The sequence below is a fragment of the Flavobacterium sp. RSP46 genome, assembly GCF_003984825.1.
GTDB lineage: Bacteria > Bacteroidota > Bacteroidia > Flavobacteriales > Flavobacteriaceae > Flavobacterium.
Genome location: NZ_RYDM01000004.1, coordinates 139,473 through 158,052 on the forward strand (window position 1 = coordinate 139,473; position 18,580 = coordinate 158,052).

Annotated in this window: 17 protein-coding genes; 8 read left to right on the forward strand and 9 right to left on the reverse strand. The window is 37.0% G+C overall.

Translation table 11 applies throughout. The features are described from left to right. Positions 1-85: 85 nt before the first annotated feature. The 5 genes from EKM01_RS08460 to EKM01_RS08480 form a co-directional block, all read right to left on the reverse strand. On the reverse strand, positions 86-1,006 hold the full coding sequence (locus EKM01_RS08460) for an ABC transporter ATP-binding protein (protein WP_126555245.1): 921 nt from the start codon (positions 1,004-1,006) through the stop codon (positions 86-88). Positions 1,007-1,235: 229 nt separating this feature from the next. Beyond that, positions 1,236-2,351: a molecular chaperone DnaJ gene (gene dnaJ / locus EKM01_RS08465; protein WP_126453722.1), complete on the reverse strand. Its 1,116-nt coding sequence runs from the start codon at positions 2,349-2,351 to the stop codon at positions 1,236-1,238. 76 nt (positions 2,352-2,427) lie between these two features. Then, positions 2,428-3,000: a nucleotide exchange factor GrpE gene (locus EKM01_RS08470; protein WP_126461203.1), complete on the reverse strand. Its 573-nt coding sequence runs from the start codon at positions 2,998-3,000 to the stop codon at positions 2,428-2,430. A gap of 293 nt (positions 3,001-3,293) precedes the next feature. Continuing rightward, entirely contained in the window at positions 3,294-4,670 is a 1,377-nt protein-coding gene (gene hisS / locus EKM01_RS08475; RefSeq protein ID WP_126461206.1) for a histidine--tRNA ligase, read from the reverse strand. A 125-nt stretch (positions 4,671-4,795) separates the two neighbouring features. Next, positions 4,796-5,965, reverse strand: coding sequence for a hypothetical protein (locus EKM01_RS08480; protein WP_126740032.1), 1,170 nt, complete (start codon positions 5,963-5,965; stop codon positions 4,796-4,798). 169 nt (positions 5,966-6,134) lie between these two features. On the opposite strand from EKM01_RS08480, the gene EKM01_RS08485 reads away from it, so the two are divergent. Continuing rightward, positions 6,135-7,379 carry an ABC transporter permease gene (locus tag EKM01_RS08485; RefSeq protein WP_197037205.1) on the forward strand — a complete coding sequence of 415 codons (1,245 nt, stop codon included), beginning with the start codon at positions 6,135-6,137 and terminating at the stop codon, positions 7,377-7,379. A 59-nt stretch (positions 7,380-7,438) separates the two neighbouring features. Here EKM01_RS08485 and prmC read toward each other — a convergent pair whose 3' ends face one another. Both prmC and EKM01_RS08495 read right to left on the reverse strand, forming a co-directional pair. Beyond that, positions 7,439-8,332, reverse strand: a complete 894-nt coding sequence (gene prmC / locus EKM01_RS08490) for a peptide chain release factor N(5)-glutamine methyltransferase (protein WP_126743169.1) — start codon at positions 8,330-8,332, stop codon at positions 7,439-7,441. A gap of 14 nt (positions 8,333-8,346) precedes the next feature. Beyond that, on the reverse strand, positions 8,347-8,832 hold the full coding sequence (locus tag EKM01_RS08495) for a GNAT family N-acetyltransferase (protein ID WP_126461216.1): 486 nt from the start codon (positions 8,830-8,832) through the stop codon (positions 8,347-8,349). A 139-nt stretch (positions 8,833-8,971) separates the two neighbouring features. Between EKM01_RS08495 and ribD the strand changes: the two genes are divergently transcribed. From ribD to EKM01_RS08510, 3 genes are read left to right on the forward strand one after another with little or no spacing between them, the layout of a single operon-like run. After that, a complete protein-coding gene (gene ribD, locus EKM01_RS08500; protein ID WP_126767850.1) occupies positions 8,972-10,015 on the forward strand; it encodes a bifunctional diaminohydroxyphosphoribosylaminopyrimidine deaminase/5-amino-6-(5-phosphoribosylamino)uracil reductase RibD in 1,044 nt (347 codons plus the stop codon). Next, on the forward strand, positions 10,008-10,610 hold the full coding sequence (locus EKM01_RS08505) for an HAD family phosphatase (RefSeq protein WP_126461222.1): 603 nt from the start codon (positions 10,008-10,010) through the stop codon (positions 10,608-10,610). Before ribD ends, EKM01_RS08505 begins: the two co-directional genes overlap by 8 nt. A gap of 56 nt (positions 10,611-10,666) precedes the next feature. After that, positions 10,667-11,290, forward strand: a complete 624-nt coding sequence (locus EKM01_RS08510; RefSeq protein WP_126561824.1) for a YigZ family protein — start codon at positions 10,667-10,669, stop codon at positions 11,288-11,290. Positions 11,291-11,319: 29 nt separating this feature from the next. Here EKM01_RS08510 and EKM01_RS08515 read toward each other — a convergent pair whose 3' ends face one another. Continuing rightward, positions 11,320-11,724 carry a thioesterase family protein gene (locus EKM01_RS08515; RefSeq protein ID WP_126767853.1) on the reverse strand — a complete coding sequence of 135 codons (405 nt, stop codon included), beginning with the start codon at positions 11,722-11,724 and terminating at the stop codon, positions 11,320-11,322. A 186-nt stretch (positions 11,725-11,910) separates the two neighbouring features. Between EKM01_RS08515 and dnaA the strand changes: the two genes are divergently transcribed. The 4 genes from dnaA to EKM01_RS08535 all read left to right on the forward strand — a co-directional run bounded on the left by dnaA (position 11,911) and on the right by EKM01_RS08535 (position 15,940). Continuing rightward, positions 11,911-13,338: a chromosomal replication initiator protein DnaA gene (dnaA, locus tag EKM01_RS08520; protein WP_126461231.1), complete on the forward strand. Its 1,428-nt coding sequence runs from the start codon at positions 11,911-11,913 to the stop codon at positions 13,336-13,338. 7 nt (positions 13,339-13,345) lie between these two features. Beyond that, positions 13,346-13,813, forward strand: a complete 468-nt coding sequence (locus EKM01_RS08525; RefSeq protein WP_126555257.1) for a low molecular weight protein-tyrosine-phosphatase — start codon at positions 13,346-13,348, stop codon at positions 13,811-13,813. A gap of 87 nt (positions 13,814-13,900) precedes the next feature. Continuing rightward, positions 13,901-14,623 (forward strand): SAM-dependent methyltransferase, encoded by a 723-nt coding sequence (locus tag EKM01_RS08530; protein ID WP_126555260.1) that lies wholly within the window; start codon positions 13,901-13,903, stop codon positions 14,621-14,623. 435 nt (positions 14,624-15,058) lie between these two features. Next, positions 15,059-15,940, forward strand: coding sequence for an SDR family oxidoreductase (locus EKM01_RS08535; protein ID WP_126461240.1), 882 nt, complete (start codon positions 15,059-15,061; stop codon positions 15,938-15,940). A 215-nt stretch (positions 15,941-16,155) separates the two neighbouring features. Here EKM01_RS08535 and EKM01_RS08540 read toward each other — a convergent pair whose 3' ends face one another. Continuing rightward, positions 16,156-18,087, reverse strand: a complete 1,932-nt coding sequence (locus EKM01_RS08540) for a nucleoside-diphosphate sugar epimerase/dehydratase (protein WP_126767856.1) — start codon at positions 18,085-18,087, stop codon at positions 16,156-16,158. Positions 18,088-18,580: the final 493 nt, after the last annotated feature.

Here is an 18,580-nt window from a genome sequence, read left to right on the forward strand (position 1 = left end):
TTAAATTTTTAAATTACTTAGATTTTTTTAGAACAATTAGATTAGGAAACTGTAAAAAGTCTGACAATCTAAGAAGTCTAACCATCTATTGTGTTACTGTTTGAATGAAAATATCATTTACACTAGGAATTTTTTCTACAAAATGTGTTACTTGTCCACATTGTGTAAGGATATTCAATAATTCATTTGGCGTAGCATTTCCGAGTTGGATTTCCAGTTTTAACTCGTTATTCAGTGATTTAAAATGTGCCGGAGCAACGCTAAATTTCTGTGTAATAGCAGACATCAATCCCGTTGCATTATCCGATAAAATACCCACTTCAAAACTATTGGTTTTAAATTGTCTTTTAACATCGTCCAGTTTTCCTTCAATCAGTTTATCTGATTTGTGAATCAAAGCGATGTGATCACATAATTCTTCTACGCTTTCCATGCGGTGTGTCGAAAAAATTATGGTTGCTCCTTCTTCTCGCAACGCCAGAATTTCTTCTTTGATAATAGTGGCATTCACGGGATCAAAACCAGAAAAAGGTTCATCAAATATCAATAGTTTTGGTTTGTGCAACACACACACGACGAACTGAATTTTCTGAGCCATTCCCTTAGAAAGTTCCTGGATTTTCTTGTTCCACCAGCCTTGTATTTCAAACTTTTCAAACCAATACTCCAGTTGTTTTTTGGCTTCAGCTTTAGAAAGCCCTTTCATCTGAGCTAAATACAAGCATTGTTCTCCTACTTTCATCGTGTTGTACAAGCCTCTTTCTTCCGGTAAATATCCTATATATTGAACGTGTTTGGGTTGCAGTTTTTCGCCATCAAGAATAATTTCGCCACTGTCCGGTAATGTAATTTGGTTTATTATTCGGATAAGTGATGTTTTTCCGGCTCCGTTTGGACCTAAAAGTCCGTAGATACTTCCTTTAGGAACCGTTAATGAAACCTGGTTAAGCGCAACATAATCACCGTATTGCTTGACAACTTTATTCACTTCAAGAATATTACTCATGCTTATTTTTTAATTCGTGTAAAAGTAAATAATTCGTGCCAAAATACTAAGAATTGTTTCCTTTATGTAGCATTTAATTTTTAGCGATCCTCTGTTATTGCCTTAAGTGTATTGGTGTTTATATGCAAACAAATTGTTAATGACGATTTCATAAAAAACCCATCCTTATTATAACAAGGATGGGTAATGTATTTTTATAATCGAATCGATAACTCGAGTCTAACTTTTTTTATGAAAACATGTCTTTTACTTTCTCAAAAAAGGATTTGTCTGATTTTTCCGGATTTGGAATAAAATTCTCATCCGTAAGATTTTTTTCGAAAAACTGTTTTTGATCTTTATCCAGCGTTTTTGGCGTCCAAACATTGACATGAACCAGTAAATCGCCGTTTCCATACCCATTGATACTCGGAATTCCTTTTCCTTTTAATCTCAAAATTTTACCGGATTGGATTCCTTCTTCTAGTTTGATTCTCACTTTTCCGTTTATAGCTTCAATGTCTTTGGAAATTCCTAGAACCGCTTCTGCAAAACTGATGTATAAATCGTAGTGTAAATTCTCTCCTTCGCGTTTCAAGAATTCATGCTCTAACTCTTCAATTGCCACAATTAAATCTCCAGGAATACTGTTTCCCGGAGCATCGTTCCCTTTATTAGACACTTTCAATTGCATGCCGTCTACCACACCCGCAGGTATTTTTATAGAAACCGTTTCATCTTCAAGAATCATTCCTTGCGCGTCTGCTTCGGCTGGTTTTTTATCTAGAATTTGTCCGGAACCACCACAGGTAGGACAGGTAGAAGCCGATTGCATTCTGCCCAAAATGGTATTCGTAACACGCATTACTTGTCCTTGACCGTTACAGGTTGAACACGTTTTATAACTAACTCCAGGGGCCTGAACTTTACGTTTTACTTTTACTTTTTTCTCCACGCCGTTGGCAATTTCTTCCAACGTCAATTTTACTTTGATGCGCAGGTTGCTTCCTTTAGCGCGACGAACACCGCCTCCACCGCTGTTGAAACCACCAAAACCGCCACCAAAAATATCCCCAAACTGACTGAAAATATCATCCATATTCATACCTCCGTGACCACCTCCGCCACTAAAACCACCCGATCCATCAAAAGCTTGATGGCCGTATTGGTCGTATTTGGCTTTTTTCTGAGGGTCGCTCAATACTTCGTAAGCTTCAGCAGCTAGTTTGAATTTATCTTCTGCCGATTTGTCTCCGGGATTTTTGTCAGGATGGTACTGTAAAGCGTTTTTTCTGTATGCTTTTTTAATTTCAGCAGCATCAGCACTTTTAGAAATGCCTAATATTTCGTAAAAATCTTTTTTCATTTTTATTTTTTTATACAGTACAGACGCAATGTATCTCGTCTTTGTCTATTTAATTAAGACGCAATAAATCGCATCTCTACTGACCGATAACCACTTTTGGAAAACGAATGATCTTGTCTCCTAATTTATATCCTTTTTCAAGAACATCAACAATTTTCCCCTTCATCTTTGGAGCTGGAATCTGAGTAATTGCCTCTGCAAAATCCGCATCAAAAACATCTCCAGCTTTAACCTCAACTTGCTCTAATCCTTTAGAAATCAAAGTGCTTTTTAATTTCTCATGAATAAGCTCCACTCCCTTTGTCAACAATTCGTCATCCGATTTGTTTATTTCAACCAAAGCCCTGTCAAAATCATCCAATACAGGCAGCATCGCTAATAACACTTCTTGATTAGCCGTTTTGAATAATTCAATACGCTCTTTGGTTGTTCTGCGTTTGTAATTTTCAAATTCAGCAAATAAGCGTAAATATTTATCTTTCTCTTTAGCTAAGTCTTGCGTTAATTGCTCTTCTACACTTAATTCCTCAACAATGATTTGCTCTTCATTGGCATTATTTTCTAATGTCACCTCCTCTAATTCTTGATCGATTTCTGTATTTTCGGTAGTCATAGTACTCGTATTTTTAAAAATATTCTTAAACTTCATTTTTATTCTTTTTGGGATTGCAAAAGTACTGCCAATTCTTTTAAAATGTCAAATTGTCATCTTTTTATTGATTTCGCTTTTCTTTTCAATATAACACCTGAGTACTCAAAATTTTAAGATTATTTTAAGATTATCTTGCTATTGTTTCTTTAGCTTTGTTAAAATTTTTTATTTAGAACACTTTTAGAAAGTAAAAACTCACGATTTTATTCTAAACAATTATTAATTCACCATTACCTAATAGTAAAAAAAAGCTTCGTGTACTAAAACGGAGCTTTTTTTATGTGTTTAAATTAAGACCGTAATAAATCTTGTTTTAGACTCTCAAAATCCACTGTACGCTGTTCCCCCGATATTAAATTTTTGAGCACAAACGTATCCGACGCGATTTCCTGTTCTCCTGCAATTACGGCAAAAGGAATTCCTCGTTTGTCCGCATGCTGAAACTGCTTGGCCACTTTGGCATTATCCGGATACAATTCCACTTTAATTCCTGCAGCTCTAAGCTTCTGAATGGCTTGCAATCCATAAAAAGCTTCAGCATCACCATAATTAATAAACAATGCTTTTGAAGTTGCTGTTACGGTTTCCGGAAACAAATTCAATTCTTCAATCACCAGGTAAATGCGGTCCAGTCCAAAAGAAATCCCCACACCACTCATGTTTTTCAATCCAAAAATTCCGGTCAAATCATCGTATCGTCCGCCGCCGCCAATGGAGCCCATTGCAACAGCTTTTGGCGGCGCCACTTCAAAAATGGCACCGGTATAATAATTCAATCCCCTAGCCAGAGTTACATCCAGGTCTAAAGTCGAATTGCTCAAACCTAATTTCATCACATTATCACAAATGAAACGCAATTCTTCCACGCCTTTCATTCCTTCCTCTGACTCAGCAAGCAAGACTGAAAGTTGGCTTATTTTTTCAGAAATGGTTCCTGTAAAATGGAATAACGGCTGGACTTTCAGAATTGCTGCTGCTGAAATTCCTTTCTCCATCATTTCTTTTTTGACACCGTCTTCGCCAATTTTGTCCAGTTTATCGAGTGCCACTGTGAAATCGATCAGTTTATCCGATGCTCCAATCACGTCTGCAATTCCGGATAATATTTTTCGATTATTGATTTTGATGGTTACCCCTTCTAATCCCAAAGCTGAAAAAACAGTGTCATATAATTGCACTAATTCTACTTCTTGCCACAATGATTTAGACCCTACCACATCCGCATCACATTGAAAAAACTCTCTGAAACGGCCTTTTTGGGGGCGATCCGCTCTCCAAACGGGTTGGATTTGGTATCTTTTGAACGGGAATTCAATCTCGTTTTGGTGCTGTACCACATACCGGGCAAATGGAACGGTTAAGTCATACCGCAACGCTTTCTCCGAAATGCTCGCTGTCAGTTTTGTACTGTCTTTATTTTCGAGATGCGTGGCATTGGCTTTCGCCAAATAGTCTCCGGAATTCAAAATCTTAAAAATCAAACGGTCGCCTTCTTCTCCGTATTTTCCCATTAGGGTTTCGGAATTTTCAAATGAAGGGGTTTCTATGGGTTGAAAACCAAATTTCTCGAAATTGTTTTTTATGATTTGGATGATATAGTGCCGTTTTGCCACCTCGGTTGGTGAGAAATCTCTGGTTCCTTTTGGAATACTAGGTTTTGATGCCATTTTAATTAATTACAAATTACGAAATACGAATTACAAAAAACAAAATCGATTTCTTCAAAATCGTAATGGCTACATTGAAAATCCTAATTCTCTCTGCAAATATCCTGATTTTTAAATAAAAAAAATTAGAAATTTCCAATTATCTCAAATTCCTTCTTTTGGTCTTTGTTATCAGAAACTCGTTTCAAAAAATCTTTAAGCTCATTCGTTAAAGGCAGTTGATTTTGAGTGTTCCAAAAGGTTGCCGAATAAGGAAATTTAGCTTTAAAAACATCTTTGTCAACAGCAAAATTGGATTCTACTTTTTCATTAGTAACAGAATTGGTTGTAAAATAATCCATTGTTAAGTTGTATTTAAATGACCCATCGCTATTTTTATCAGCTAATACTTCTACCTGTGCATTCAGTTTTGCTAAATTGAGATAGTATTTATTTACTGTACTGTTTTTGTTGTAGGTGACGAGTTTTTCGTATCGTGTGGTCCTATATTGCGTACTTGAAAGCTTAAATTTCTTAAAAGGTATTACTTCAGGATTATCATACATTGATACAAAAAATTCGACAATTGCATAATCATTTCTATTAATAATAAAATACCCTTTACTAATTTGCCCCCAAACATTTTTTTGTTTGGCTTCAAATAAAAATTTTCTAAAATCAAAATCATTATAATCCACCTCGGTAAAAATATTTTGATCCAACGCTGGATAGAATCCACCAAAAAACTCTGTAAAATCTGGAAAGGCAAAATCAATCTGCTTCTTTTTTTCAAAAAAACTAGTTTTCCTCATATTTAAAACTTCGATCTCACTAAAATTTTTGGGAAATGAATTTTTACCTCTTTTGGCGTGAATATCCTGCAACACGACGATGCTGTTGCCTTTTTTGAGTACATTTCTTAAAAAGAAGTTTGAAGTATACTTTGCACTATAATTGTCGACCATTTTATCATATACTTTTTTGATAAACGATTCATTATTAGCCACAACAACCTCCTTTAGTTCAAAGGCTTTGGCTTCCATAAAAATGGTGTCGTGCCTTTCTATTCTTTCAAAAGTAGTTTTCAGAGAATTATAGCCCAGCAAATTAAAATTAATTTCATTACGGCCAGAAATAAATACAAATAATCCTTCTTGATTTGTTGTAGAATTATCTTTATCATTATATATACTAACGTTTTCTAAAGGTACTTTTGTTGTTTTATCAGCAATCATTTTAGTGATTTTAAAATTCTGGGAGTGACCAATATTGCTACAAAAAAGAATACAGAAAAAGGCGAAAAAAATATTATTCATTTCAAATAATTATAAATTAAAAATTTCAAAAAAATATATTTCAAAAAAATATATTTCCTAAAAATGGAAATTTAAATTTTTCTCCCACCAAATATATTGATTCAAAATAAATATTCTGTCTTCGAAAGCTTAATTTGTAACAAAAATTGTAATTTCGTGTCAAACGTATATGATGTTAAAATTATTCAAAGAAAATATTCGGATTGCATTTGGTTCCATCCGAACGCAATTGTTGCGAACGGTGCTTACGGTGATGATTATCGCTATTGGGATCACGGCTTTAGTCAGTATTCTTACGGTTGTTTCGGCACTTGAAAACACTATTTCCTCCGATTTTGCCTCCATGGGAGCCAATACCTTCAACATTAAACAGTACGAAAACACCACTCGAAATCGTGGCGGGGACGAGCGAGAAATCATTAATCCCATCATTTCTTATCCGGAGGCTGTAGCTTTCAAGAAAAAATACAACTACCCATTTACAGAAACGTCGCTTTCCTTTACCGCGACATCTGCCGCCGAAGTAAAATATGAGGCAACAAAAACGGATCCCGAAAATGCGATCCTCGGAGTTGACGAATTTTTCATAACGAATTCCGGATTAGCAACCAGTTCCGGTCGCAATTTTACAGGATTTGACATTGACAACAATGCGTATGTATGTGTTGTAGGGTCTGATTTTGAAAAAGGATTGCTGAAAGACGTAAATCCCATTGATAAAATAATATCCATCCGAGGAGCTAAATTTAAGGTCATCGGAGTTTTGAAAGAGAAAGGATCCACGTTTGGGAACAGTCAGGATTTACGGGTTTTGATTCCAATTCAACTAGCGCGCTCCTTGTTTACGGCACCCAACATCAATTATACAGTGAGTGTCATGGTGGGCAAAAAAGAATTACTGGAACAAGCTCTGGACAACGCCACAAGTACGATGCGCCGGATTCGTAAATTGAGTCCCGTAGAAGACAGTAATTTTGGCGTCGTGCGCAGCGATGACTTGATCAACCGAATTTTAGGGATCACAAAATACCTGGGACTGGCATCCTGGCTTATAGGCATCATCACCGTCCTGGGATCTTCGATAGCCCTGATGAATATCATGATCGTCTCCGTTACGGAACGCACCCGGGAAATTGGAGTCCGTAAAGCCTTGGGAGCCAAGAAAACGACAATCGCCATTCAGTTTTTTATAGAAACATTACTGATAGGCCAAATGGGCGGATTAGTAGGCATTATTTTTGGAATCCTAATCGGATTTGGTATTGCCACAGCCATGGACTTTGCCTTTGTAATTCCGTGGGGCGCTATCATGGCGGCTTTTATTACCAGTTTCATTGTAGCGATTGCTTCCGGTTTATATCCCGCAATCAAAGCGGCGGTCCTGGATCCCATTGAAGCCTTGCGTTATGAGTAGATTACAGTGGTCAGTCTCTAAAACTTTTGAAAAACTGATCCGTTTTCAACTTATAAATACTAATTACTTATTTCTCCTTTAATCATCCGGTCATTCCCGTAAATATCTTTTCGTAATTCGATGTTTTTGAAATTCATTTTTTCGAGTAAATCGACCATTTCTTTGCCTAAATACTGATTAATTTCAAAATATAACTTTCCGTTTGGCAGCAGATTTTTTTGAGCCAGTTTGGCTATTTTTTTATAAAAAATCAATGCGTCATTATCTTCTACAAAAAGTGCCAGATGCGGTTCATAGTCCAATACATTTTTCTTAATTTCCTCTTTTTCTAAATTGCGAACATACGGCGGGTTAGAAACAATAACATCAAATTGTGGATCTAGCCCTTCGACTGCGCTCAGGGAGACCACTTCCAGAATGTTCTGCTTGATAAAAGTAATATTTACAGCATTATTGTGGGCGTTATTGTGGGCTGTAGCCAACGCTTTTTCAGACACATCAATTGCAAAAACCTGCGCATTCGGAATGTGTTTTGCCAATGAAACAGCAATACAACCACTTCCCGTGCCTATGTCAAGAATCTTTAAATCTTTGAATTTTTCAATCTTTAAATTATTTCTAATAATCCATGCGACTAGTTCTTCGGTTTCGGGTCTTGGAATCAATACATTTTCATTGACTTCAAAATCCAATCCGTAAAAACTCGTTTTGCCTAAAAGATATTGTATCGGGATTTCCTGCTTTAATTGTGCCAAAATCGAGTTCCAAACTACCCTTTCCGTTTCCGAAAAAACCAAATCAGGATGCAAGGCCAGATCTATTCTTTTCAGTTGATGCTTTTCTTCTGCTATTAAATAGAAAAAACTCTCTGCTTCTCCGGCATCATAAATTGGAGTCAGTTCTTGAATAAATTGGGTTCTGTAATCTCTAATTTTAACGGAACTGTTTTTCATTTAAAATTCATGATTTATAATTTTTTGAGCATCCATATCGGACAACTGGTATGACCAGTGCTTCCCATGGGCGACTCAAGGTATTCAAAACCTACTTTCTTATACAGTTTCTGGGCATCAAGCATAAAAGGCATGGTTTCAAGATAACAATTTTCAAAACCAAAATCCTTGGCACTTTCTAAACACTGAGCCATCATCTGACTCCCAAGTCCAAGACCTCTGGTTTCCGGCAGGAAATACATTTTTTGAAGTTCACAAATGGTTTCTGCTTCATTTTCAAGTGGGGCAACCCCGGCAGAACCTATAATTTTCCCATCCTTTTCCACCACATAATAAACCGATTTTGGCTTATTATACTCCTCATACATTAAATCCAAATACGGATCTTCATACGCCGTTCCTACTTTTGGAATCTTTAATTCGTCAAAAACTGCTCGTATCAATGCTGCAACTGCGAGATTGTCTTCTTTTTTTATTTTTCTAATGCGGTACTTTTCCATTTTTTTTCAGAAACTAATTTTAGCCACAAAAGTATCAATTGTTTGTTGTTATTCTCTAACGTTTTTAAACTAATCCTGCCTCAATCCCAAGTTTGGGTACCTGATTGGGGCTACACGCAAAAATCACTACTTTTGTAGGGTGAAAATACATGAAAAATACATCAAACGGTGCGTCGAGCTGGCCAAAAATGGTCTGGGAGCCACCTATCCAAATCCGTTAGTAGGCAGTGTAATTGTTTGTGACGGCAACATCATTGGCGAAGGCTGGCATCAAAAAGCAGGAGAACCGCACGCAGAAGTCCTTGCAATAAATTCCGTAAAAGACAAATCGCTGCTGAATAAAGCAACTATTTACGTGAGTTTAGAGCCCTGCAGTCATTTTGGCAAAACACCGCCCTGTTGTGATTTGATTATCAAAAATAAAATTCCAAATGTAGTTATAGGCACTGTTGACCCCAATATAAAAGTGGCAGGAAACGGAATCAAAAAGCTCATGGAAGCCGGAATACACGTAACCCTGGGCGTTTTGGAAGACGAATGCCAGGAGCTCAACAAAAGGTTTTTTACCTTTCACGAAAAGAAAAGGCCGTATATTATCTTGAAATGGGCACAAAGTCAAGATGGTTTTATTGCGCCAAAAGAAAAATCAGAAAAAAAACCGGTCTGGATCACCACTATTTATTCCAGACAACTGGTTCATAAATGGCGCACCGAGGAGCAAGCCATACTGGTGGGAACACAAACTGTTATTGATGATAACCCAAACCTCAATGCGCGCGATTGGTATGGAAACAATCCCATTCGGGTGGTTTTAGATCAAAACAACCGCATCCCAAAAGACAGTCACATCTTTGACAATCACGTTAAAACTATCCTTTTTTCCGGATTTAAAACGGGTGTTGAAAAAGAAAATACTATCTTTGAGTGCATCGATTTTGAAAAAAACACAGCTGAACACTTGGCTCAATCCCTGTACAAACATCAAATTCAATCCGTTATCATTGAAGGCGGAAGGCAAACGCTGCAAACTTTTATCGATGCTAATCTTTGGGACGAAGCTCGAATATTTGTTGGAAATATCCAATTTAAAACTGGAATCAAGGCGCCTATTCTTGTTCAAAAACAGTTCACAAAACAATGCATAGGTTCAGACGAACTTCTAATTCACAGAAACCATGATTAACACTATCATTTTTGATTTTGGAGATGTTTTTATCAACTTAGACAAACAAGCCACCGTTACTGCGTTCCAGAAATTAGGCCTGAAGGAATGGAATGCTGATTTAGACCATTTGAACATCCAGTTTGAAACCGGAAAAATTTCCCGTGAAAATTTCCTTTTGGGCATTCAAAAACATCTTCCAAATGCCACCACCAAAGAAATTCTAGCCGCTTGGAATGCCATACTCCTCGATTTCCCGTTGTATCGATTGGAATTCCTGCAAATGCTTTCGCAAAAATACCGCTTGTTTTTATTATCCAATACCGATGCTATTCATATAGAAACGTTCGAACGCAAAAACGGGATCTCTTTTTACAGGGATTTTTACCAATGCTTTGAGAAAGTCTATTTTTCATTTGAGCTAGGCTTAAGAAAACCAAATCCTGACGCTTTTCATCATTTGATAAGCAACCATGAATTAGCGCCCAAGCGAACGTTATTTGTCGATGATAAAAAAGAAAATACAGATGTCGCACTCGCATTGGGATTTGAAGTTTGGAATTTACAAGTAGGCACAGAAGATGTCATCCATTTACTAGACAAAAAAATAATTTGAAAGAACCGCTTCAAGTCATATCAAATTTCAAATTTCACTCCTTTTTTTAATTTCAATTGAAAGACACATACAACACCATTGCATTTTCTTCAGAGGAACTGCTATTCAAAGAAAAAAACAGCAAATTTTTTGGCTATGCCTATCCCATTCAATCGGAGGACGAAGTAAAGCCGCTCATCGATATTTTGCGGAAGCAACATCCTCATGCAGGACATTTTTGCTATGCCTATCAAATTGGCACCAGCACAGTGGCCTATAGAGCAAACGATGACGGAGAACCAAGCCATAGTGCCGGTATGCCTATTTACGGACAAATTCAGTCGTTTTCAGTCACTAATATCCTGCTAGTCGTAGTTCGGGTTTTTGGCGGCGTAAAGTTAGGCGTTGGCGGCTTGATTACTGCCTATAAAACCACGGCACAACTGATTCTGGAAAGCTGTGCCATTATAGAGAAAACAATCGATTGTCATTTTAGCCTCGCCTTTGAGTACCAAAATATGAATAAAGTGATGCGGGTCATCAAGGAACAAAAATTGGAAATTGTATCTCAGGAAATGGAAATAAGTGCGATTACTACCCTTCCGATAGGTAAAATCGAGCTAAAAACCCGAAAAAAAAATGCCGAAAAACTATTCGACACTTTCAATTCGATGTTTGAAATCGGTATAAAACGACTCTAATTCCCATTCAATATTGCTTCTTTTGTACTTTATTCGATTGTTTTTAACAATTCTAAAATATACGTTGGAGGAGCCATTGGACGACCTGTTTTTAAGGAGACAAAAACCAAAATAAATTGAGCCGTTGTTAATAACTCATCAGATTCATTATAAATAGCACAATCAAATTCTATCTTCACCGAAGTCTGGCTTTTGAAAATCGTATGAACCGTTAACAACTCATCATAGCGCGCTGATTTTTTATAATTAATATTCATAGAAACAATAGGCAGCGCAATTCCGCTTTGCTCCATATTTTTATAGGAGATCCCTTTGTTTCTAAGCCATTCCACCCTTCCTATCTCAAAATAAGGAATGTAATTCCCATGGTATACAACTCCCATTTGGTCCGTTTCCGAGTATCGCACCCGAACTTCTATTTGATGATCTTTCATTACTTATGTATTAAAAAAATTTAAATTTAAAAAAGCGCCTTACAACAATAATTCGGGAAATTAGTGCCCTATATATTTTTTTTTACAGAAATTTGTTCACATATTTGTTACCCCAATAAATAATCACACAACCTCTTTTTTTTAGTAAGATAAAAATTACCAATTAAAAATAATTTAATAGAATATATGAACAAAACTGCTCAATCAGTATGGGAAAACTGTTTGTCTTTCATAAAAGACAACATCCAAGACCAAGCGTACAAAACTTGGTTCGAACCAATCAAATCAGTTGAACTTACCGATAACGCATTATATATTCAGGTACCTAGTAAATTTTTCTACGAATGGCTCGAGGAGCACTATGTAAAATTGTTAAAAGTGGCCCTTACTAAAGAACTTGGAAAAAATGCTAAGTTACTTTATAAAATCAGAATGGAAAACACTTACGGCAATAAACAACCGTTTACGGAACAGTTGCCAAGCGCCAATAGAGTTCCTATGAAGCCGCAAGAAGTAGATGCACCTTTTAAAAACTTAAACCCCGAATTAAGAAATCCATTTGTAATTCCAGGCATCCGAAATTTAAAAATCGAATCACAGCTGAATGCAAATTATAGTTTTGACAACTTTTTAGAAGGGGATTCAAATCGATTGGCTCGTTCTGCAGGTATGGCTGTTGCCAATAAACCGGGTGGAACTTCGTTCAATCCGTTATTGATTTTTGGTGGTGTTGGTCTTGGAAAAACGCATTTGGCGCATGCCATTGGGGTAGAAATAAAAGACAAATACCCTGAAAAAACCGTTTTATACATTTCGGCTGAAATTTTTACCCAACAATACATCGACTCGGTTAAGAAAAATAACCGAAATGATTTCATCCATTTCTATCAATTAATTGATGTTTTAATTATTGATGACGTGCAATTTCTTTCCGGAAAGTCAGGAACTCAGGATGTGTTTTTTCACATATTCAACTATTTACATCAAAACGGCAAACAGGTCATCCTAACTTCGGACAAGGCGCCTGTTGACATGCAAGATATTGAACAACGGTTACTTTCGCGTTTCAAATGGGGATTGAGTGCTGAATTGCACCAACCGGATTATGAAACCAGAATTTCCATCCTAAAAAACATATTGTACAGAGACGGCGTTGAAATTCCGGACGAAATCATCGAATACGTAGCGCGTAATATCAAATCGAATGTAAGGGAATTAGAAGGAGCCATTATATCATTGATTGCACAGTCGTCTTTTAATAAAAAAGAAGTAACGCTGGAACTGGCTAAAAGTGTCGTTGAAAAATTTGTAAAAAATGTAAAACGAGAAATTTCTATTGATTACATTCAAAAAATTGTTTCGGAGTATTTCCAGCTGGATTTAGAAACACTGCAATCCAAAACCAGAAAAAGACACGTCGTGCAAGCCCGACAATTGGCGATGTTTTTTGCAAAGAAATTCACAAAAGCCTCTTTGGCAAATATTGGTTCCCAAATTGGAGATCGCGATCATGCTACAGTATTACACGCTTGCAAAACCGTTGATAATTTAGTGGCTACGGACAAACAATTCAAAAAATTTGTGGAAGACATCAATAAAAAATTAACGCTATAGACACCTTATGTCCATAAAAATTTTAATGGTTTGTTTGGGAAACATTTGTCGTTCCCCATTGGCTGAAGGCCTATTAGCTTCTAAGCTTCCAAAGAACAAATTCTCAGTGGATTCGGCAGGAACTGGATCCTGGCACATTGGCCATTCGCCAGACGAACGCTCTATTGCTGTTGCAAAAATAAACAAAATCAACATTTCAAATCAAAAAGGAAGGCAATTCAGCAGTGCTGATTTCGACACATTTGATTATATCTATGTCATGGATAATTCCAATTATGAGGATGTAGTGCAGCTTGCGGAGCACCCGAAACAAATAGAAAAAGTACAACTAATTTTGAATGAATTATTTCCAAACGAAAAAGTAGATGTTCCTGATCCATATTTTGGTTTGCCTAATGGATTTGAAATTGTGTACAACATGCTGGATGAAGCGTGTACGGTTCTTGCACAAAAGCTAATCGCCAAACACACCTAGTTTTTTCGGATAAAATTATTTTGGAGATCCTAACAATATACTGATCATACTATAAACACACTATTTTAAGGAACATAAATCACACCTATGAAACCAAACGCTGTTTTAGGAAAACTCTATCTAATCCCTACCACAATGGGCGATTGCGATCCTATGGATGTTTTGCCGCAAACCATAAAAAGAAGTATTGACCTCCTTGATTATTATATTGTAGAAAACGACAAAACAGCCCGCAAATCGATCAAAGGTGTTAGTCCTGAGAAGAAACAATCTGAGTTAAAACTTTTTGTTTTAAACAAACACACTGAAACCAAAGAACATTTAGACTTTATACAACCATTGCTGGAAGGGCAAAATATGGGATTAATGAGCGAAGCAGGCTGTCCCGGAGTGGCTGATCCTGGCGCTGTGATTGTCAAATTAGCCCATGAAAAAGGCATTCAGGTTGTTCCTTTGGTTGGTCCTTCTTCCATCCTTTTGGCCATGATGGCTTCCGGAATGAACGGACAAAGCTTTACGTTTCATGGTTATTTGCCTATTGAAAAAGACGAAAAAAAAGCCAGTTTCAAAACCTTGGAAAGAGTTTCTTTTGAAAAAAATCAATCTCAGATTTTCATTGAAACGCCGTATCGCAACAACAAATTATTGGAAGATTTAGTACAAACACTGCATCCCGAAACACACTTGTGCATTGCTGCGGATATCACTTTACCGACCGAATATATCAAGACTAAGAAAATTGCGGCCTGGAAAAAAGAAACCATCGACTTGCACAAACGACCGACTATTTTTATCATCCACAAAATGTAAATTTAAACTTCTTTTCCTTTTACTAAAAAGGTAAACCAGATCCGTTAACAAAGTTACAATTCAATAAAACAACAGAATACGCTGAATTGTTGGACTTAATAAAACAACACCTCTAATCATTAATTCTAATTATAAAACCCTATTTTTATGATTAGAATTAATGATTTTTTTTAGGAGTAAACTTCCAAATAGCAGCACGAGTATATTTATTGTTATGAAGTTCCCATAGTACGCGATCATTACACCTCAAATTGGGCGATTATAGAAAAAGCATGCACTCCAAAAACAAAAATGATTACAACACACACGCGGGAGAAACTGTTGAATCGTCGTGTGATGGTGTCGTCCTTTGGCAAATCGTTTCAATATATTATTATTTTATTATGCATGCATACTATTTAATTTTGCTATATTTACCATTAAAACATAAAAAACATGAGTTATACAGATAAAATGTTACGGGACGATGCTCTTAAAGGCAAAGTGATTGTAGTCACCGGAGGCGGAAGTGGTTTAGGAAAAGCGATGACTCACTATTTCTTGGAATTAGGTGCGCAAGTCGCCATCACCTCCAGGGATTTAGAAAAACTAAAAAAAACCGCTGCGGAGCTGGAAACGCTAACTGGCGGAACCTGCCTTCCTATTCAATGTGACGTACGTCATTATAGTGAAGTCGAAAACATGCTGCAAGAGGTTTTGAACACTTTTGGCAAAGTGGATGTCCTGCTTAATAACGCCGCCGGAAATTTCATTTCCCCCACAGAAAGACTCTCTGCCAATGCTTTTGACACCGTGATTGATATTGTTTTGAAAGGGACAAAAAACTGCACCCTTGCTTTTGGGAAACATTGGATTGACACCAAACAAAAATCAGCAACCATTTTAAACATCGTAACAACGTATGCCTGGACCGGTTCTGCTTATGTGGTGCCTAGTGCGACAGCAAAAGCAGGTGTCCTGGCAATGACGCGCAGTCTTGCTGTAGAATGGGCAAAATACGGAATCCGTTCTAATGCAATTGCACCGGGACCTTTTCCGACTAAAGGCGCATGGGACCGTTTACTACCCGGTGACTTAGCCGAGAAATTTGATATGGCAAAAAAAGTGCCATTGAAACGCGTGGGAGACCATCAGGAACTGGCTAATTTAGCGGCTTATCTGGTCTCTGATTTTTCAGCGTATGTCAATGGTGAAGTGGTGGTGATTGATGGTGGTGAGTGGCTGAAAGGCGCCGGACAATTCAATCTGTTAGAAGCGATACCGGAAGCACTTTGGGATCAACTGGAGCTGTTGATTAAAGCAAAGAAAAATAAATAATCCATACCCTACTCGGAACCAATTAAGTCCAAAGTTTAAACATCATAAAGTCAAATATGAAACTCGCTGGATGAAGATTGTTTTAATTGCAATTTTCATCCGTACGAGTGATCTTGATTTTGGGCGATCGTATGGGAAGTAATAAATTTGGAATTAAAAACGGCTCTCGAAACACGTCGCTCCGAGTGCGAAGCGTATTGAGAAGTTCACAATAATTATTGTTCTGTTAAATAAGGAACCGCAGCAACTTCCTCGTGTTTATCTAATATTTCATACGCTGAATTCATACTTTTAAATTCAGGCACAATCTTTTTCATTTGCGTCACAATAGCCTTATTTCCGAACCTGCTGGCAATACAAATTAATTCATCAATATCTGCATGTAATCCTTCAAACTCCTCTTGAATTTCCTGCGCAATCATAATTTTAGCATGGTGTGTGGGTATCGACTTAGACGTGTCATTGAGCAATTCCTCGTATAATTTTTCCCCGGGACGCAACCCTACAATTTGTATTTTAATGTCTTTATCCGGAATAAATCCCGCTAACTTAATCATCTTTCGAGCCAAATCAATAATTTTAACCGGTTTCCCCATGTCAAAAATATAAATCTCCCCTCCGTTCCCCATCGCACCCGCTTCCAGCACTAGTTGACACGCCTCTGGTATGGTCATAAAATAACGGATGATGTCCTTGTGGGTGATGGTCAGCGGCCCTCCTTCGGCAATTTGTTTTGTAAACAAAGGCACTACAGATCCATTGGATCCCAAAACATTACCAAAACGCGTCGTAATGAACTTTGTAGCTTCCTCCCCGTTCTCAATCTGATCCCTGAGTTGCAAGGACTGCACGTATTTTTCGGCGATCCGTTTGCTGGCTCCCATGACATTACTGGGGTTTACCGCTTTATCGGTAGAGACCATCACAAACTTTTTGACTTTGTACAAACAAGACAAATCAGCCAGAATTTTAGTTCCTTCAATATTGGTGAATATAGCCTGACAGGGATTTTCTTCCATCAGCGGCACATGTTTATAAGCTGCAGCATGATAAACAACCTGCGGACGGTAGGCTTTAAAGATTTCATCCATAGCCTGTCTGTTTCTGACATCTCCAATTACCGTGCATATTTTTACTGTGGTACTGATGTTTTCGGTTTCCAGTTTTAAATGATGCAATGGGGTCTCCGCCTGATCCAGAATAATAATTTTCTTAGGATTAAACACCAATATTTGTCGGACGATTTCGCTTCCTATAGAACCTGCTGCACCAGTAATCAAAACTACCTTATCCTTTAATTGTTTCGATATGGCTTTATTGTCCAGCACTATTGGTTTTCGCTCCAACAAATCTTCAATTTGTATGGTTTTTACTTTTTGGGAAATTTCCTTTTGATTTTCCCAATCGGAGATCAGCGGAACGGTAAATACCTTATAATTATACTCCAGACACTGGTCTACGATCACAATCTGTTCTTCTTTAGACAAACTTTTATCCGCTATAATGACACTTTCGGCACCTATAGAACGCATTAGTGTAGGCAACTTTTTCTTTTGGATTAAAATAGGCAAATCCAGCATGCGCTTAGATGCGTTTTGATTGTTCTTATCTACAAACCCGACTATTTTAAAGCGGGATGGTGTTTCAAATTTCAGCGCATTCGCTACCGAAATCGCATTGGCATCGGTTCCATAAATTATGGTTCGTATCAATTTACTGTCGTTCTTTTCTGAAAAATATAACTCAAACGTTTGCTTCACGACCACTCGGTATAAAAACAGGCCACAAAAAGAAAGTACAATATTGATAAAAAGGGCTGTATTTAAGAATGCTTTTTGTTTAAAAAAAATTTGGAAAAGAAAATTAAAAATAAAAAAAACAATCAGTACGGACATTTGTGAAAATAACAACTTGACCGCATCAATATTAGAAGAGTGCCTAATGATCCCGGAATAGGTTCTGAAAAGCCAAAAGAAAAACAAATTAGTCGCAAAAAAACCAGCAATTAAAATTGCGCTGTGGTCGGTAATAATATAATCCATTCCTGTTCCTTTAAAGATCAGAAAAGTAAACACAAAGGAGGTGGTAAGCACCATAAGATCAATTAATACGATGATCCATCGGGGCAAATAACCTAAATTATGCATGTTCAGCCTTCGGTTTATTCTTGAAAAAAATTTAGAATTAAATCGGGTTGCATTTCTGTTGGTTTCCGGGTTCAAAATTGATTGGTTTTAGGTTATGCGCTTTAAACGATATTCACGTCAAATATATGAAATAAAACATTTTCTTACACGCACTATTTTTTTTAAGCCGAACAAAAAGACTATTCCTTGTGTGTCATCAATAAAAATAGAGGTGTTTTGTCTGGATAGATGTTAGAGGAAGGAGACCAAAGAACTGTGTTCAAACGGCTTAAGTAAATCACATAACAAATCTTTTTTAACACAGATTACACTGATTGCCACAGATTATTTTTTGAATGGGAAGAGGAAACTCAGTAACAACTATTATATACTGTCGTGTATTAAAAATAGAGGTGTTTTGTCTGGATAGATGTTAGAGGAAGGAGACCAAAGAACTGTGTTCAAACGGCTTAAGTAAATCACATAACAAATCTTTTTTAACACAGATTACACC

What these genes read in the sequence shown, in the direction of transcription:
- EKM01_RS08470 (WP_126461203.1), bottom strand. Translation starts at nt 3,000, where the DNA reads ATGAAGTTTAAGAATATTTTTAAAAATACGAGTACTATGACTACCGAA.
- dnaJ (WP_126453722.1), bottom strand. Translation starts at nt 2,351, where the DNA reads ATGAAAAAAGATTTTTACGAAATATTAGGCATTTCTAAAAGTGCTGAT.
- EKM01_RS08460 (WP_126555245.1), bottom strand. Translation starts at nt 1,006, where the DNA reads ATGAGTAATATTCTTGAAGTGAATAAAGTTGTCAAGCAATACGGTGAT.
- EKM01_RS08540 (WP_126767856.1), bottom strand. Translation starts at nt 18,087, where the DNA reads ATGCATAATTTAGGTTATTTGCCCCGATGGATCATCGTATTAATTGAT.
- EKM01_RS08480 (WP_126740032.1), bottom strand. Translation starts at nt 5,965, where the DNA reads ATGAATAATATTTTTTTCGCCTTTTTCTGTATTCTTTTTTGTAGCAAT.
- EKM01_RS08485 (WP_197037205.1), top strand. Translation starts at nt 6,135, where the DNA reads ATGATGTTAAAATTATTCAAAGAAAATATTCGGATTGCATTTGGTTCC.
- dnaA (WP_126461231.1), top strand. Translation starts at nt 11,911, where the DNA reads ATGAACAAAACTGCTCAATCAGTATGGGAAAACTGTTTGTCTTTCATA.
- EKM01_RS08530 (WP_126555260.1), top strand. Translation starts at nt 13,901, where the DNA reads ATGAAACCAAACGCTGTTTTAGGAAAACTCTATCTAATCCCTACCACA.
- EKM01_RS08525 (WP_126555257.1), top strand. Translation starts at nt 13,346, where the DNA reads ATGTCCATAAAAATTTTAATGGTTTGTTTGGGAAACATTTGTCGTTCC.
- EKM01_RS08515 (WP_126767853.1), bottom strand. Translation starts at nt 11,724, where the DNA reads ATGAAAGATCATCAAATAGAAGTTCGGGTGCGATACTCGGAAACGGAC.
- prmC (WP_126743169.1), bottom strand. Translation starts at nt 8,332, where the DNA reads ATGAAAAACAGTTCCGTTAAAATTAGAGATTACAGAACCCAATTTATT.
- EKM01_RS08495 (WP_126461216.1), bottom strand. Translation starts at nt 8,832, where the DNA reads ATGGAAAAGTACCGCATTAGAAAAATAAAAAAAGAAGACAATCTCGCA.
- hisS (WP_126461206.1), bottom strand. Translation starts at nt 4,670, where the DNA reads ATGGCATCAAAACCTAGTATTCCAAAAGGAACCAGAGATTTCTCACCA.
- EKM01_RS08535 (WP_126461240.1), top strand. Translation starts at nt 15,059, where the DNA reads ATGAGTTATACAGATAAAATGTTACGGGACGATGCTCTTAAAGGCAAA.
- EKM01_RS08505 (WP_126461222.1), top strand. Translation starts at nt 10,008, where the DNA reads ATGATTAACACTATCATTTTTGATTTTGGAGATGTTTTTATCAACTTA.